This window comes from Streptomyces sp. T028, from assembly GCF_048159505.1.
Lineage (GTDB): Bacteria > Actinomycetota > Actinomycetes > Streptomycetales > Streptomycetaceae > Streptomyces.
The window spans coordinates 154,437-167,306 of the sequence record NZ_JBLRVZ010000021.1; the positions used below are offsets into that span (position 1 = coordinate 154,437).

Consider the following 12,870-nt stretch of genomic DNA (forward strand, 5'->3'; position numbering starts at 1 on the left):
GTGCGGCGTCCCTCGTCAGTGGCAGGGGAAGCCGAGCAGGTGGCGGGCGTCGTGCACCCACTCGTGGACTCCCTCGCCGGAGACGACGGAGGTGGCGCCCTGCTCGGCGCCGACGAAGTACAGCAGGACGAGCATGAGGATGCCGAAGAAGACGGCCCAGGGGGCGATGTCCTTCAGCGGCAGCTTTTCGGGAACGGCCGGAACGGCGGGTGCGGCGGTGGTCGGCTGGGCGACGTGCTGCGCCATGGCAGGGCCTCCTCTGGGAGTTCGCGTCCCATCTCGGTGGTGCACAGGACGACGGCCCCGGGTCTGACTCGCGGCCCGCCCCCGCGGAGGGGAGCGCACCGTTCACAGTGGCGCGACCGTGCCGGATTTCCACCGGCTTCCGTGTTTCCGTCGTCGATATCAGAGTGAAGGTACCCTGCCCGGCCGAACTGGCCAATACCGCACGAGCCGACGTGATCCTGGTCTCCTGCCCCCGACCGGTCTGCCCCGGTCTCGCGAAAATGTTTCGTAACCGGCGGTTTTCCCCTCCTTGTCCTGGCTGTGACGGCCGTGCCAGTGTCCCGGTCCAGCAGGCGGGCCGTGCGCGGCGAAGGTGATCGAAAACCTTTCGTGCGAGCCGCCCGGCCGCCTGCCGAACGCACAGGGCATGCCGAGCATGCCGAGAAGAAGAGAGGCACAGCATGCGCGGAATCCCGGTCCTCGGACCTTCGGGCACTCGCTCCCTTCCGAGAACGCGACGCGCGGTCCTGGCCGCGGTCACCGCGACGGCGGACGAGAAGATCACCCTGCGGCTGTTCGCCAACGACGACTACAAGCAGAAGCTGTGCGTGGCGTTCGGCGCGGACCAGGCCCCGGACATCTTCTTCGGCTGGGGCGGCGGCGCGCTGAACGACTACGTCAAGGCGGGCAAGGTCGACGCCCTGACCGACTCCCAGGTGGGTCTGGAGCGGTTCACGCCGAGCGTGCTGCAGAGCGCCACGTTCAGCAGCAAGGTCTACGGCATACCGGCCAACGGGCTGGCCCCGGTCGTCCTCTACTACAACAAGAAGGTCCTGAAGGCGGCGCCCAGGTGTTCGAGAAGATCGCCGCCGGTGACGCCACGGCCTGGAAGGACCCGGCGGTCACCGAGGCCAACACCCGCCTGCAGGAGCTCGCGAAGGCGGCCGCGTTCGGCGACAACGCCTCCTCCGTCGCCTACGACCAGGGCGCCTCCACCGCCCTCCTCTACACCGGCAAGGCCGGCATGGAGCTGATGGGCACCTGGGAGTACGCCAACCTGGTCAAGGCCGCGCCGGACTTCGTGAAGAACGACCTCGGTTATGTCGCCTTCCCGGCGGTGTCCGGCGGCGCGGGCGACCCGAAGGCGATCGTCGGCAACCCCTCGTGCTGCCCTCGGCGGCGTTCGCGCTGCCGGTCACGGTGATGATCCTGGTCAGCTTCCTGCGGGACGTACCGCGTTCGCTGTTCGAGGCGATGGTCGTGGACGGCGCCGGGGACTGGCGCTGTGGGCGGGCCTGGACGTGGAACTGCCGGACCAGCGCGGCTTCGGTGCGGCGCTGGTGGAGGCCGTGCGCGCCGGGAAGGCCGACGAGGCGGACGTCGACCGGGCGGTGCGCCGGGTGCTGCGGCAGAAGCTCGCGCTCGGGCTGCTCGACGCCGACTGGGATCCGGTGCCGGCCGCGCTGCGCGCGGGGGAGCTGGAGCTGGACAAGCCGGAGAACCGGCGGCTGGCCCACGCGGTCGCGCGGTCGAGCGCCGTGCTGCTGGCGAACGCCGGGGGCCTGCCGCTGCCTTCCGCCGGGCGTATCACGCTGATCGGGCCGTGCGCCGACGACGTCCGCACGATGTTCGGCTGCTACAGCTTCCCCAACCATGTCCTCTCCGACCGCGAGGACCTCGGCGACGGGGTCGAGGCGATGTCGCTGCGCACCGCGCTGGCCGCCGAACTCCCGGGTGTGCGGTGGGAGTTCGCCCAGGGCTGCCCGGTGCGGGAGGCGGACCGGTCCGGGATCGCGGGTGCGGTCGCGGCCGCCGCCGGGGCCGACGTCGCCGTGGTGGTCGTCGGCGACAAGGCCGGCATGTTCGGCATCGGCACCTCGGGCGAGGGCTGTGACGTGGAGGACCTGCGGCTGCCCGGGGTGCAGGAGGAACTCGTGGAGGCCGTGCTGGCGACGGGGACCCCTGTCATGCTGGTGGTCGGCAGCGGGCGGCCGTACGCCGTGGGCCGGTTCGCGTCCGGTACGGCGGCCCTGGCGCAGGTCTTCCTGCCGGGCGAGGAGGGCGGGCGGGCGGTCGCCGAACTCCTGGCGGACACCGCGAACTTCAGCGGAAAGCTGCCCGTGCAGATCCCCCACTCCCCCGCCGGACAGCGCGTACAGGGCGAGGGCGACGTCCTTGCGGTCGCCGTCGCCGGAGGGCGTCCAGCTGGAGTTCGCGGCCTTCTGCTCCTGGTAGTAGTAGTCGTCGCCGGAGACGACGCTCGCGAGCAGGAGGGTGCCCTCGGCGAGGTTCCCGACCTTCTGCGGGAGGACGTAGAGACAGGGGTTCGTCCAGTTGCTCGTGTACTTCGCGTACTGCGAGTCACCGGACATGTACGCGGGTGCCTCGAAGTCGGCGAGTTTCGACCAGCTGGTGCCGTGGTCGTCGCTCTTGTAGACGGGCATCGTCTGCCCCACCGGCGCGCTCTCACTGTCCTCGAAGGTCGCCGCGATCCGGCCGCTGGGCAGCTGGGCGGACTTCGGGTAGAGCACACAGGGGTTCTTGTTGCAGGCGGCGGGATTCGCCGCGACGTACAGGTTGGCGGTGCTCGGCTGATATGCCGACGCGTTCCAGGCGGAGGCCATGGCGAATGCCAGGCCCATGGTGCCGGCTGTCACGGCCGCGAGACAGTTTCTCGCCCATTTCTTCATGAATACCGAAACCCTTTCGCGCCCCGCTGTTCAGGGAAAGACGGGGGAACACGCATGACGAATGCGGCTCAATGCGTGTCCTGAGGCGGCTGGAGTCAGTATTGGGACGCGGTACCGCCGTGTCACGAGCACGTTTCCGAAAGCGTTTCGCACGAGGGTGTTCCCCGGGAGTTGACGCCGTGGGCCGTCGGCCGGCGGTGACCTGCGACCACCGGCATCCGGGCTGACCGGCCCACCCGTCCTGGACCGTCCGGCCCCGTGACGACCGGACGTGGAAGGGAACAATCGAAGGTGAGGGCAGCCCTCCGCCGTGCAGAGCCGAAGCAGGTGAGTAGCGATGATGTTCTGGTACGACCACGACGTCAGCGGGTGGGGCTGGTTCGGAATGTCGATCGGCATGGTCCTGTTCTGGGCGCTGATCATCACAGCCCTTGTCCTGATCTTCCGTGCCGCAAGCCAGCCCCACGAACACACCCACACCCCCAGCGCACCCAGCACACCCACCGCACCCACACCGCAGCAGATCCTCGACGAGCGGTTCGCCCGCGGGGAGATCGACGAAGAGGAGTACCGGCGCCGCAGCGACGCCCTGCGCTCCGGCCCTCTCACCAAGAGGTGACCGTGCGCGGGCATCACGCGGAGCACGCCCACCCTCCCAAGGAGCGCAGTACCGCGGTGCTGGACGTACGGGGCCTGAACTGGGCCTCCCAGCAGAGCACCGTCACCGCCGTGCTCGGCCGACGGCCGGGCGTGCTCGATGTCGAGGCCAATCCGGTGGCGCAGACGGCGACGGTGGTCTTCGACCCTCGGCGTACGTCCCTGGTGGAGCTGCGCGACTGGGTGCGGGAGTGCGGCCTGCACTGCGCGGGCCAGTCCGTCCCGGCGCACGTCTGCGACCCGATGGCCGAGCCCGATCCGCCCGGGACGACAGCCGCGCCCGAGGTGACGCCCTCACCCCATGAGCCCCATGAGCCCCATGAGCCTCGTGAGCCTCGTGAGCCTCACGAGGTGACGGGCCACGGCGGGCACGGCGCCATGTCGATGGCGGCCATGGTGGCCGACATGCGCGACCGCTTCCTCGTCGCGGCGCTCTTCTCGATCCCCATCGTGATCTGGTCGCCGATCGGCGAGGACGTCTTCCAGCTGGACGTGCCCGTGCCGTTCGGGCTGCGGGAGGACGTGTGGGCGCTGCTGCTGAGCCTTCCGGTGATCTTCTACTCGTGCGTGATCTTCTTCGACGGCGCCGTACGCGCCCTGCGTGCCCGCACGCTGGACATGATGGTGCTGGTCGCGGTCGCCGTGGGTTCCGGCTGGCTGTACTCCCTGATCGTCACGCTCACCGGGGGCGGGGACGTCTTCTACGAGGCGGCCACCGTGCTGGCCTCCTTCGTCCTGCTCGGCCACTGGTTCGAGATGCGCGCCCGAGGTGGCGCCAACGACGCCGTCCGCACGCTCCTCGACCTGGCCCCGCCGAAGGCGCTCGTGCTGCGCGACGGCGAACCGGTGGAGGTGTCCACCGCCGAGGTGGTCGTCGGTGACCTGCTGCTGGTCCGCCCCGGCGCGAAGATCGCCGTGGACGGCATGGTCGAGGAGGGCACCAGCGAGGTCGACGAGTCGATGGTCACGGGTGAGAGCCTGCCGGTGCACAAGGAGCCCGGCGCGCAGGTCGCGGGCGCCACCATCAACGCCAACGGCACCTTGCGCGTGCGTGCGACGAAGGTCGGCGCGGACACCGCCCTGGCCCAGATCGTCAAGCTGGTCCAGCAGGCCCAGAACTCCAAGGCCCCGGGACAGCGGCTCGCGGACCGGGCGGCGTTCTGGCTGGTCCTGGTCGCGCTGGTCGGCGGTGCCGTGACGCTGGCCGTCTGGCTGCTGGCGACCGACCGCTCGCTCGGCGCCGCCATGCTGTTCGCGATCACCGTCGTGGTCATCACCTGCCCGGACGCGCTCGGACTGGCCACACCCACCGCGATCATGGTCGGTACCGGCCTGGGCGCCAAGCGCGGCGTGCTGTTCAAGAACGCCATGGGTCTGGAGACCGCCGCCCGCGTGCGGACCGTCGTCATGGACAAGACCGGCACCCTCACCAGGGGCGAGCCGGAGGTCACCGACGTGGTCACCACTCCCGGTGTCGACGAGGACGAGCTGCTGCGTCTGGTAGCGGCGGTGGAGCGGGAGTCCGAACACCCCCTCGCCGAAGCCGTGGTACGGCATGCCGAGGCCAGGGGGCTCGCCACGGCACGCGCGGACGGCTTCGAGAACGTCCCCGGCCACGGCGCCGTCGCCACCGTGTCCGGCCGCCGGGTCGTGGTCGGCAACCGCCGCCTGGCCGAACGCGAGAACGTCGACCTGACGGAACTCACGGCGACGCGGCACGAGTTGGCCGCCACCGGCCGTACGGTGGTGATCGCCGCCGTGGACGGGCGGGCCGCCGGTCTGCTCGGCATCGCCGACGCCCCCCGGGAGACCTCGGCCCGCGCCGTGGCCGGGTTGCACGCCCTCGGCGTCGACGTGGTCATGCTCACCGGCGACAACCGGGCCACCGCCGAGCGGATCGCCGAACAGCTGGGCATCGACACCGTGATCGCCGAGGTCCTGCCGGGCGACAAGGCCGCCAAGGTCGCCGAGCTCCAGGCCGGCGGCCGCACCGTCGCCATGGTCGGCGACGGTGTGAACGACGCTCCCGCCCTGGCCCGGGCCGACCTCGGCATCGCCATCGGCGCGGGCACCGACGTCGCCATCGAGACCGCCGACCTCGTCCTGATGCGCTCCGACCCGCTGGACGTGCCCACCGCCCTGCGCATCGGCCGCGGCACCCTGCGCAAGATGCGCCAGAACCTGGGCTGGGCGATCGGCTACAACGCCCTCGCCCTGCCCATCGCCGCCGGCGTCTTCGAGCCCGCCTTCGGCCTCGTCCTGCGGCCCGAGATCGCGGCCCTGTCGATGTCCGGCTCCAGCGTCATCGTCGCCGTCAACGCACTGGCCCTCAAAGGACTGCGCCTGTAGACGACCCGTACGGCCGGGCAGCCGTACGGCCGGGCAACCGTACGGCCGATGATCAGGCCTGGTAGGCCACCAGCGCCATCATCCCGACCTCGCCGTGGTACGCGTTGTGGCAGTGGAGCATCCACTGGCCGGGGTTGTCCGCGTCGAACTCCACCGACAGCGTCTTCTTCGGCAGCACGATCGCGGTGTCCTTGCGCGGGCCGCCGCCGGTGAGCTGGTAGGTGTGGCCGTGCAGGTGCATCGGATGCCACATCTCCGTCGTGTTGACGAAGTCCAGCCGTACCCGCTCGCCCTCCTCGACGAGGAGGGGGTTCGCGGTCGGGTCGTCCATGTCGAAGGCCTTGCCGTTGATGGCCCAGTTGTACATGCCCATGCCGCCGGTCAGCCGGACGCGGTGCACCCGGTCCGCCTTCTTCGACGAGAGCCTGACGTCGTCCGCCGGGGTCAGCTGATCGGCGGTGAGGATCCTGCCGTCGAGTTCCCTCGGCCGGACGGACGCCCGGGGCGCGCCGCCGGATCCGGTACGGACCAGGGCCATGCCGCCGGAATCCTTGCCCTCCGCCAGGGCGACCAGCGGGAAGACGCCGTCGCCGAGGGTGACCAGGACGTCGTAGCGCTCGCCCATGCCGATCAGCAGGGCGTCGACCTGCTGGTGCTCGACCGGGAAGCCGTCGGTGTGGGTGATCGTCAGCTTGTGGCCGCCGAGTGCGACGCGGTACGCGGTGTCGCCGCCCGCGTTGATGACGCGCAGCCGTACGCGCTTCCCGGGCTCGCCCCGGTAGACGTCCGGGTCCGCGGGGACACGTCCGTTGACCAGGTGGTACGGATACTTCACGTCACCGGCGTCACCGCCGAGCAGCTCGCTCTCGGCCCCCATCAGCATGAACTTCATGGACATGTCCCCCATGTCCATGCCCTCCATGCCCTCCATGCCCTCCATGCCCTCCATGCCCTCCATGCCCTCCATGCCGCCCATGCCGTGCCGCAGCTCCGCGAGGACCTCGTCGGGTGTGCCGGTGACACCGTCGATCCAGTCGTCCAGGACGACGACCCACTCGTCGTCGTACGACAACGGCTCCTTGGGGTCCTCGACGATCAGCGGCGCGTACAGGCCCCGGTCGAGCTGGACGCCGACGTGGGGATGGAGGAAGTAGGTGCCGGGGGCGTCGGCGAGGAAGCGGTAGGTGAAGTTGGAGCCCGCCCGCACCGCCTGCTGGGTGACCGGGGGCACGCCGTCCATGTCGCCGCGCAGGGCGATGCCGTGCCAGTGGACGGACGTGGTGGTCCGGTCCGGCAGTTGGTTGGAGAGTTCGGCGGCCAGCGTGTCGCCGACCGACAGCCGGATCTCGTTGCCCGGGGCCCGGCCGCCGAAGGCCCAGCTCCTGGCCGTGACACCGCCGCCGAGGTCGAGGGTGGCGGGCGCGGCGGTCAGGGTCACGTCGCGCACCGTGCCGGTGCTGGGGCGCTTCTTCTCGGCCGCGGCGACCGCCGGGCCGGAGGGGCTGACGAGGGAAGACGTACTGTCGGAGCCGCTGCTGCAGGCGGCGAGCGCGCCCGCGCCCGCGATGCCGAGGCCGGCCAGCAGGACGGAGCGGCGGTCGATGCTGTTCATCTGGGTTGTCCTCAATCTCTCTGTACGCATGGGGGGCACGTGCGGAGACGGCTCCTCGGCCTGAGCAGGCGGCGAGGAGGCCGTTGGGCACGGCCTAGATGCGCAGTTGGGAGAGAACGGACAGATCCGGGGGCGCCCGGCCCACCGCCGCGGCCGGTACCGCGCCGAGGACGGCGGCTCCCTGAGCGGCGAGATCGTCGGGCACCGACGAGTCCGGCGGCGGCACGAGGGCGACCTTGTCGACGCTCACGGGCGCGCAGTGCTGCATGGCCATACCGGCACATGAACCTGCCGCCGCCCCGTGCGTGTGCCCGGACATCGCCATGTCCCCGGGCATCACATGCACGGCGGACGACGGTGACGGGGTCGGGGGCATGGGCGCGGCCGTGACCTCGTGGTGGACCAGTACGGCCAGCGCGACGAACAGGGCGATGACAGCAGCGCGCGTCCAGACGAGGGCTGCCTGTACCGCCATCACTTCACCGGGGCTTCCTGTCTAGAGGGCTGCCCGACAAATATACCCCCTAGGGGTAAAAGGCAGAGCTCTACCTGACGGCGAAGCCGACAAACGCGGTCCAGGCCGCAGCATCGACGGCAAGGCCACGGCGCGCTGTGTCCTTGGAGTCGCGTACGTGGATCGTTTGAGGGCAGGCGGCCACTTCGACGCACTCGCCCCCGGCTCCACCGCTGTAGCTGCTCCTGATCCAGTGCAGTTCCGCCGCGACGCCCTCAGTTCGTTTCACCTTCACACCTCTCCAAGCAGCTTTTCGATGAAGGCCAGCGACTCGTGTGGGGTGAGCGCCTGCGCACGGACGATCCCGTAGCGCGACACGATTCCCTGGACCTCGCGCCGGTCACTCACCATTGTGCTGCGTCCCTGTGCCTCCAGGTAGGCCACTTGATCGCCATCCGCACGGTGCAACACTGTGAACGGTCCGTCAACCCCGGCGTTGTCCTCCCGGTCCAGTGGCATCACCTGGATCTCCACGTTTCGGAGTTCGGCGACCAACATCAGATGCTGCCGGTGTGGCCAGCACCGTGATCGCCTACATCCAGTGGCGCCAGCAACGGGCCGCCGCCGCTCCGGCGGGCGGCGTCCCGGCGCCCACCCCGCGAGGGCGGCGTACCGCGTCCCCGGCCGGACGGGCGGAGAGCCGTCGGCAGGCCTCTCGGGGCGAGCGCACCCGCCGGCGGATCCGGGTGGTCCGATGCGATGGATCGAGCGGATCGTGGATTCGCGCCTCGGTATGGCGTGGATGATCATCGGCGGTCCGGCGAGCCTGTACTTCCCGCTCGGCGCCTAGCGGCTCTACCACTCCGACCTCGGCCGCTGGACACCGCTGCTGCTGGCGGTGATGAGCTTCGCCTCGTTGTCGTTCCTGCTGTACGTGGCCGACTGGTGGAACCCCTTCGGCGGGGAGTTCTTCGACTACTGCGTGATCGTCTTCTGTGTCGGTTCCGGCGGCTGGGAAGCGGCTCTGGCCTACGCGTCGCTCTGAGCGGGTCCACCGAACGCGAAGCCCACCTCTTCGCCCACCGCGCCGAAGACCTGCTCAGGTCATGGCCGGACGAATGATCGGGATTTCGAGCGAAACGCCCAGACATGGGCCACCAGTCCGATCCCCCAGCCCAGAATCGACCACAGGGGCCAGAAGAACACGTCCGGGGTGAGAAGCGCCCACAGAACTATCTGAGCCACGTTGGCGACGACGTACCAGAAAACGTGGGTCCACAGACCCCATTTCATGGCCTTCAGGCTTTTGTGCATTTTCCCTCCCGGAGCTCCTGCGCCGCCGTCTCGATGAGAGCCACCGTGGCGCCCGGCCGGGAGACGAACACCATGTGCGAGGCGCCCTCGACCACCTGGACCTTCGCACCGGAGCGCTGGGCCATGAACTCCTGCGCCGCCGACGGGATGATCTTGTCGGCATCGCTGATCAGGCTGTAGCTCGGGATCGTGTGCCAGGCCTGCGGACCGGCGGCGGGCTCGCCGAGGGCGGCGCCGGCGGCCGGGCGTTGCGTGATCGAGTAGAGGGTGGCCTCCTCGGCGGACACGTCGGCCGCGAAGTGGGCGTGAAAGACCCTCGGGTCGATGTAGAGGTCGACCTGTCCGTCGGGCAGCGGCACGGGTTTCAGGGACTCGCCCACGGTGCTGCCCGGGAACTTCTCGACCAGTGACTGCGCGCTCTCGCCCGTCTCCGGCACGAACGCCGCCAGGTAGACCAGGGCCTTCACGTTCGCGTTCCCCACGGCGGCGGTGGAGATGACCGCACCGCCGTACGAGTGCCCGACCAGCACGATCGCTCCCTCGATGCTGTCCAGCAGCGCCCTGACCTGCGCCGCGTCGGAGGCGAGCCCCCGGAGCGGGTTCGCCGCGGCGACCACGGGATAGCCGTCGGCGACAAGCCGCTTGGCGATCGCGTTGAAGCCGCTGCTGTCGGCAAAGGCTCCGTGCACGAGCACGACCGTCGGTTTCCTGCCCACCATGAACAACCTCCCGGATGAATTCAGCGACGAGCCACAACGGCTCAACTCGCGTTCGCGCGGCCCAAAGCTACGGCGGCGCAATGGACGGGAATGGAATGCGATCGGCGCGCGGTTCCGTACGGCGTCCACGGATCCTTCAGTCGACGTAAAGCCCGGTTGGCCACTGTGAGCCTCCTGAGGACGGACGACTGGGAGCGTTGATGGTGGCGAACGAGGAAACAGGGGAAACCGAGGAAGCCGATGTCGTCGTGATCGGGTCGGGCATGGGCGGTCTCGCGGCTGCCCGCGCGATCGCGCAGTTCGGCGGAGAGCGGGTTCTCGTCCTCGAACAGCACTACACGCTCGGTGGGATGACGCACGAGTTCGCCCGTGCCGGGCGCTACGAGTTCGGCACCGGGCTCCATTACATGAGCGTGAACGCCGGCCCGTTCCTGGAGTTCATGACGGACGGGCGGGTGCAGCTTTCCCCCCTGCCGGACGATTACGACGCGCTGCATTTCCCGGGGTTCGATTTCGCCGTCCCCGCCACGAAGGAACGATTCAGGGCGCGTCTTGAGGAACACTTTCCGGCCGAGGCCGACGCCATCGACGCCTTCTTCCGGACCACGCGCCGGGCCATGACCGGGCTGACCGCGCGCAATGTCCTCGCCTCGTTCCCCGCCGGCATACGAAAAGCGGGCGCGCCCGTCATCGAGCGGCTCTTCCCGTCGGCGTACCGATCGCTCTGGGACCAGGTTTCCCGCAGCTTCCGCGATCCGCGTCTGCGGGCCGTTCTGGCCGCGCGGTGGGGGCTCTACGGCACTCCGCCGGCCCAGAGCGGGTTCGGCTACCACGCGGCGGTCCCGCTGACCTTCTTCATGGAAGGCACCGCGCACCCGGTGGGCGGCCCGAAGGAGCTCGGCCGGATCGTTCTGGAGATCCTCCAGCGGCACGGCGTGGTGCTGCGCCCCCGGCAACGGGTCGACGAGGTCGTCGTCGAGCGGGGCAGGGTGACCGGTGTCGACGTCGAGGACACGGCCACCGGCCGCCGCTACCGCGTACGGACGGACACCGTCGTCTCGGCGGCCGGGGTGCGCAACACGTACGCCCTGATCGGGAAGAGCCACGAACTGGCGGACCTGCCCGAGGAGCCGTCGGCGGTCATGCTGTTCCTCGGACTGGACCGGTCACCGGCCGAGTTCGGGATACGCGGCGAGAACCACTGGTTCATGCCGGACCTCGACGGCCACGACGGCTTCCGTCGCCCACCCGGGGACGGCACGCTCTACGTGTCGTTCGCCTCGCTCAACAACCCGGCCGCCCGGTTCCACACGGTGGAGGCGCTGGAACTCGTCGATCCCAAGGTGGTCGACCAGTGGCGCGGGACGCCCGAGGAAGAGCGGCCGGACAGCTACCGGCAGCTCAAGGAGAAACTGACCGAACGGCTGATCGCCCGCCTTGAGGAACAGTGGCCCGGCTTCCGGGAGGCGATCGCGTTCGCCGAACTCGCGACACCGCTGTCGTTCGAGACGTATCAGCACAGCGTCCGGGGCTCCTTCTACGGTCTCGCGGCGACTCCCCAGCGGCTGCGGTCCGCGCGGGCGGGATGCCGTACACCGGTCAAGGGGCTCTTCGTGGCCGGACAGGACGCCTGGGGTTCCGGCGTGGTGGGGGCGTTGGCGGGCGGGCTGATGGCGGCCAACGCGGTCCTGAGACCGCGGCAGCTCGGGACCATGTGGCGCGCCGTCCGCTCCGGCGGGGTGACCCGGGACCCGGCCGCGCCCTGGCAGGGTTACCTGCGGGTGGCCTGGACCGAGACGCTGACCCCGACGGTCCGGCGGATCCGCTTCGAACCGCTGGACGGGGGGACGCTGCCGTTCTCGTTCACCGCCGGGCAGTACGTGAAGGTCGACATGCCCGTCGCCGTCGAGCCGATCGAACGGTCGTACTCGATCTGCAGCGGCCCCGGGGAGCGCGGCTTCCTCGAGATCGCCGTGAAGCACGAACCGGACGGGCTCGGCTCGGGTTTCCTGCATGACGAGCTGGAAGTCGGGCTGGCGTTGCGGGTGAGCGGCCCGCACGGCGAGTTCACCTGGGATCCGGGCTCCGGGGACGGCACGGCGGGCACGGGGGAGACGGCGGGCACGGAGGAGACGCTGCTGCTCATCGCCGGGGGCGTCGGGATCACCCCGCTGATGAGTGTGCTGGTCGCCGCCGCCGACGCCGGTCACACGGGCCGGATCGTTCTGCTGGCGAGCTTCCGGACCGACGACGAAGTGCTGTTCCGGCCGGAGATCGCGGCGCTGCGGCCCAGGCTGCCGGGGCTGGAGGTGTCGGTCTTCGTCACCGGACGCGAGGGACGGATCGGCCTCGACGAGCTGCGGCCCCACGCCGGCCCGGCGACCCGCGTGCACCTCTGCGGACCCGCGCCGATGATGCAGGACCTGATCGGCCGTCTGACGGAACTGAAGGTGCCGCGAGAGGCCATCCACACCGAGGCGTTCGTGTCGGGCCGGAGCAAGGAGACCCGCCGGGAGAAGGCGCACGCCGTCGCTCTCGCCGCCGCGGCGGCCGGTGTCACCGAGTACAGGATCGACAGGGACGGCGGCGACCCGGCGTTCCCCTGCGCCCCCGGGCAGTCGGTCCTCGACGCCGCCAACGCCGCCGACGTCCCGGTGCCGCAGTCGTGCGGCGAAGGCGCGTGCGGCACCTGTCGGGTGCGGGTGCTCTCCGGCTCCTACGAGACCGACACCCGGGGGATGTTCTCCGCGGACGAGCTGACCGCGGGCTGGCGGCTGGCCTGCCAGACGCTGCCCACCGAGAACCTGGTGATCGCTCTGTAGGACGGGGCGGTCGCATCACCCGACTTCA

Annotated in this window: 13 protein-coding genes, 1 pseudogene and 1 riboswitch; of the genes and pseudogenes, 7 read left to right on the forward strand and 7 right to left on the reverse strand. The window is 70.3% G+C overall.

Annotated features, from left to right (window positions below; all coding sequences use genetic code 11):
* Window positions 1-15: 15 nt before the first annotated feature.
* Window positions 16-246, reverse strand: coding sequence for a CbtB domain-containing protein (locus tag ACLZN2_RS21600; RefSeq protein ID WP_416980481.1), 231 nt, complete (start codon window positions 244-246; stop codon window positions 16-18).
* Between the two features lie 61 nt (window positions 247-307).
* Window positions 308-387: riboswitch (cobalamin riboswitch) on the reverse strand.
* A 299-nt stretch (window positions 388-686) separates the two neighbouring features.
* On the opposite strand from ACLZN2_RS21600, the pseudogene ACLZN2_RS21605 reads away from it, so the two are divergent.
* From ACLZN2_RS21605 to ACLZN2_RS21625, 5 genes and pseudogenes are all read left to right on the forward strand, one after another.
* Window positions 687-1,058: pseudogene (locus tag ACLZN2_RS21605) on the forward strand (extracellular solute-binding protein); the annotation flags it as partial.
* A 17-nt stretch (window positions 1,059-1,075) separates the two neighbouring features.
* On the forward strand, window positions 1,076-1,429 hold the full coding sequence (locus tag ACLZN2_RS21610; protein WP_416980483.1) for an extracellular solute-binding protein: 354 nt from the start codon (window positions 1,076-1,078) through the stop codon (window positions 1,427-1,429).
* Window positions 1,430-1,526: 97 nt separating this feature from the next.
* Window positions 1,527-2,999: a glycoside hydrolase family 3 C-terminal domain-containing protein gene (locus ACLZN2_RS21615; RefSeq protein WP_416980485.1), complete on the forward strand. Its 1,473-nt coding sequence runs from the start codon at window positions 1,527-1,529 to the stop codon at window positions 2,997-2,999.
* 253 nt (window positions 3,000-3,252) lie between these two features.
* A complete protein-coding gene (locus ACLZN2_RS21620; protein ID WP_416980487.1) occupies window positions 3,253-3,534 on the forward strand; it encodes an SHOCT domain-containing protein in 282 nt (93 codons plus the stop codon).
* Window positions 3,535-3,536: 2 nt separating this feature from the next.
* Window positions 3,537-5,921 (forward strand): heavy metal translocating P-type ATPase, encoded by a 2,385-nt coding sequence (locus ACLZN2_RS21625; protein WP_416980489.1) that lies wholly within the window; start codon window positions 3,537-3,539, stop codon window positions 5,919-5,921.
* A gap of 52 nt (window positions 5,922-5,973) precedes the next feature.
* On the opposite strand, the gene ACLZN2_RS21630 is transcribed toward ACLZN2_RS21625, so the two are convergent.
* The 4 genes from ACLZN2_RS21630 to ACLZN2_RS21645 form a co-directional block, all read right to left on the reverse strand.
* Complete coding sequence (locus ACLZN2_RS21630) at window positions 5,974-7,533, reverse strand: multicopper oxidase family protein (protein ID WP_416980491.1); 1,560 nt, start codon at window positions 7,531-7,533, stop codon at window positions 5,974-5,976.
* Window positions 7,534-7,627: 94 nt separating this feature from the next.
* Window positions 7,628-8,008, reverse strand: a complete 381-nt coding sequence (locus ACLZN2_RS21635; protein WP_416980493.1) for a DUF6153 family protein — start codon at window positions 8,006-8,008, stop codon at window positions 7,628-7,630.
* A 70-nt stretch (window positions 8,009-8,078) separates the two neighbouring features.
* Complete coding sequence (locus tag ACLZN2_RS21640) at window positions 8,079-8,282, reverse strand: DUF397 domain-containing protein (RefSeq protein WP_416980495.1); 204 nt, start codon at window positions 8,280-8,282, stop codon at window positions 8,079-8,081.
* The gene (locus ACLZN2_RS21645) at window positions 8,279-8,545 is read right to left on the reverse strand and encodes a Scr1 family TA system antitoxin-like transcriptional regulator (protein ID WP_416980497.1); all 267 of its coding nucleotides are present in this window, start codon (window positions 8,543-8,545) and stop codon (window positions 8,279-8,281) included. The genes ACLZN2_RS21640 and ACLZN2_RS21645 overlap by 4 nt, the downstream gene beginning before the upstream one ends.
* A gap of 343 nt (window positions 8,546-8,888) precedes the next feature.
* Here ACLZN2_RS21645 and ACLZN2_RS21650 point away from each other — a divergent pair, with 343 nt between their 5' ends.
* Entirely contained in the window at window positions 8,889-9,032 is a 144-nt protein-coding gene (locus ACLZN2_RS21650) for a hypothetical protein (RefSeq protein WP_416980499.1), read from the forward strand.
* Between the two features lie 59 nt (window positions 9,033-9,091).
* Here the strand turns inward: ACLZN2_RS21650 and ACLZN2_RS21655 are convergent, their stop codons facing one another.
* Window positions 9,092-9,301: a 2TM domain-containing protein gene (locus tag ACLZN2_RS21655; protein WP_416980501.1), complete on the reverse strand. Its 210-nt coding sequence runs from the start codon at window positions 9,299-9,301 to the stop codon at window positions 9,092-9,094.
* Window positions 9,286-10,020 carry an alpha/beta fold hydrolase gene (locus ACLZN2_RS21660; RefSeq protein WP_416980503.1) on the reverse strand — a complete coding sequence of 245 codons (735 nt, stop codon included), beginning with the start codon at window positions 10,018-10,020 and terminating at the stop codon, window positions 9,286-9,288. The genes ACLZN2_RS21655 and ACLZN2_RS21660 overlap by 16 nt, the downstream gene beginning before the upstream one ends.
* A gap of 200 nt (window positions 10,021-10,220) precedes the next feature.
* On the opposite strand from ACLZN2_RS21660, the gene ACLZN2_RS21665 reads away from it, so the two are divergent.
* A complete protein-coding gene (locus ACLZN2_RS21665; RefSeq protein ID WP_416980508.1) occupies window positions 10,221-12,842 on the forward strand; it encodes an FAD-dependent oxidoreductase in 2,622 nt (873 codons plus the stop codon).
* Window positions 12,843-12,870: the final 28 nt, after the last annotated feature.

Coding starts and splice junctions, on each gene's coding strand:
- ACLZN2_RS21650 (WP_416980499.1), top strand. CDS start 8,889: ATGAGCTTCGCCTCGTTGTCGTTCCTGCTGTACGTGGCCGACTGGTGG.
- ACLZN2_RS21635 (WP_416980493.1), bottom strand. CDS start 8,008: ATGGCGGTACAGGCAGCCCTCGTCTGGACGCGCGCTGCTGTCATCGCC.
- ACLZN2_RS21630 (WP_416980491.1), bottom strand. CDS start 7,533: ATGAACAGCATCGACCGCCGCTCCGTCCTGCTGGCCGGCCTCGGCATC.
- ACLZN2_RS21620 (WP_416980487.1), top strand. CDS start 3,253: ATGATGTTCTGGTACGACCACGACGTCAGCGGGTGGGGCTGGTTCGGA.
- ACLZN2_RS21660 (WP_416980503.1), bottom strand. CDS start 10,020: ATGGTGGGCAGGAAACCGACGGTCGTGCTCGTGCACGGAGCCTTTGCC.
- ACLZN2_RS21665 (WP_416980508.1), top strand. CDS start 10,221: ATGGTGGCGAACGAGGAAACAGGGGAAACCGAGGAAGCCGATGTCGTC.
- ACLZN2_RS21655 (WP_416980501.1), bottom strand. CDS start 9,301: ATGCACAAAAGCCTGAAGGCCATGAAATGGGGTCTGTGGACCCACGTT.
- ACLZN2_RS21645 (WP_416980497.1), bottom strand. CDS start 8,545: ATGTTGGTCGCCGAACTCCGAAACGTGGAGATCCAGGTGATGCCACTG.
- ACLZN2_RS21600 (WP_416980481.1), bottom strand. CDS start 246: ATGGCGCAGCACGTCGCCCAGCCGACCACCGCCGCACCCGCCGTTCCG.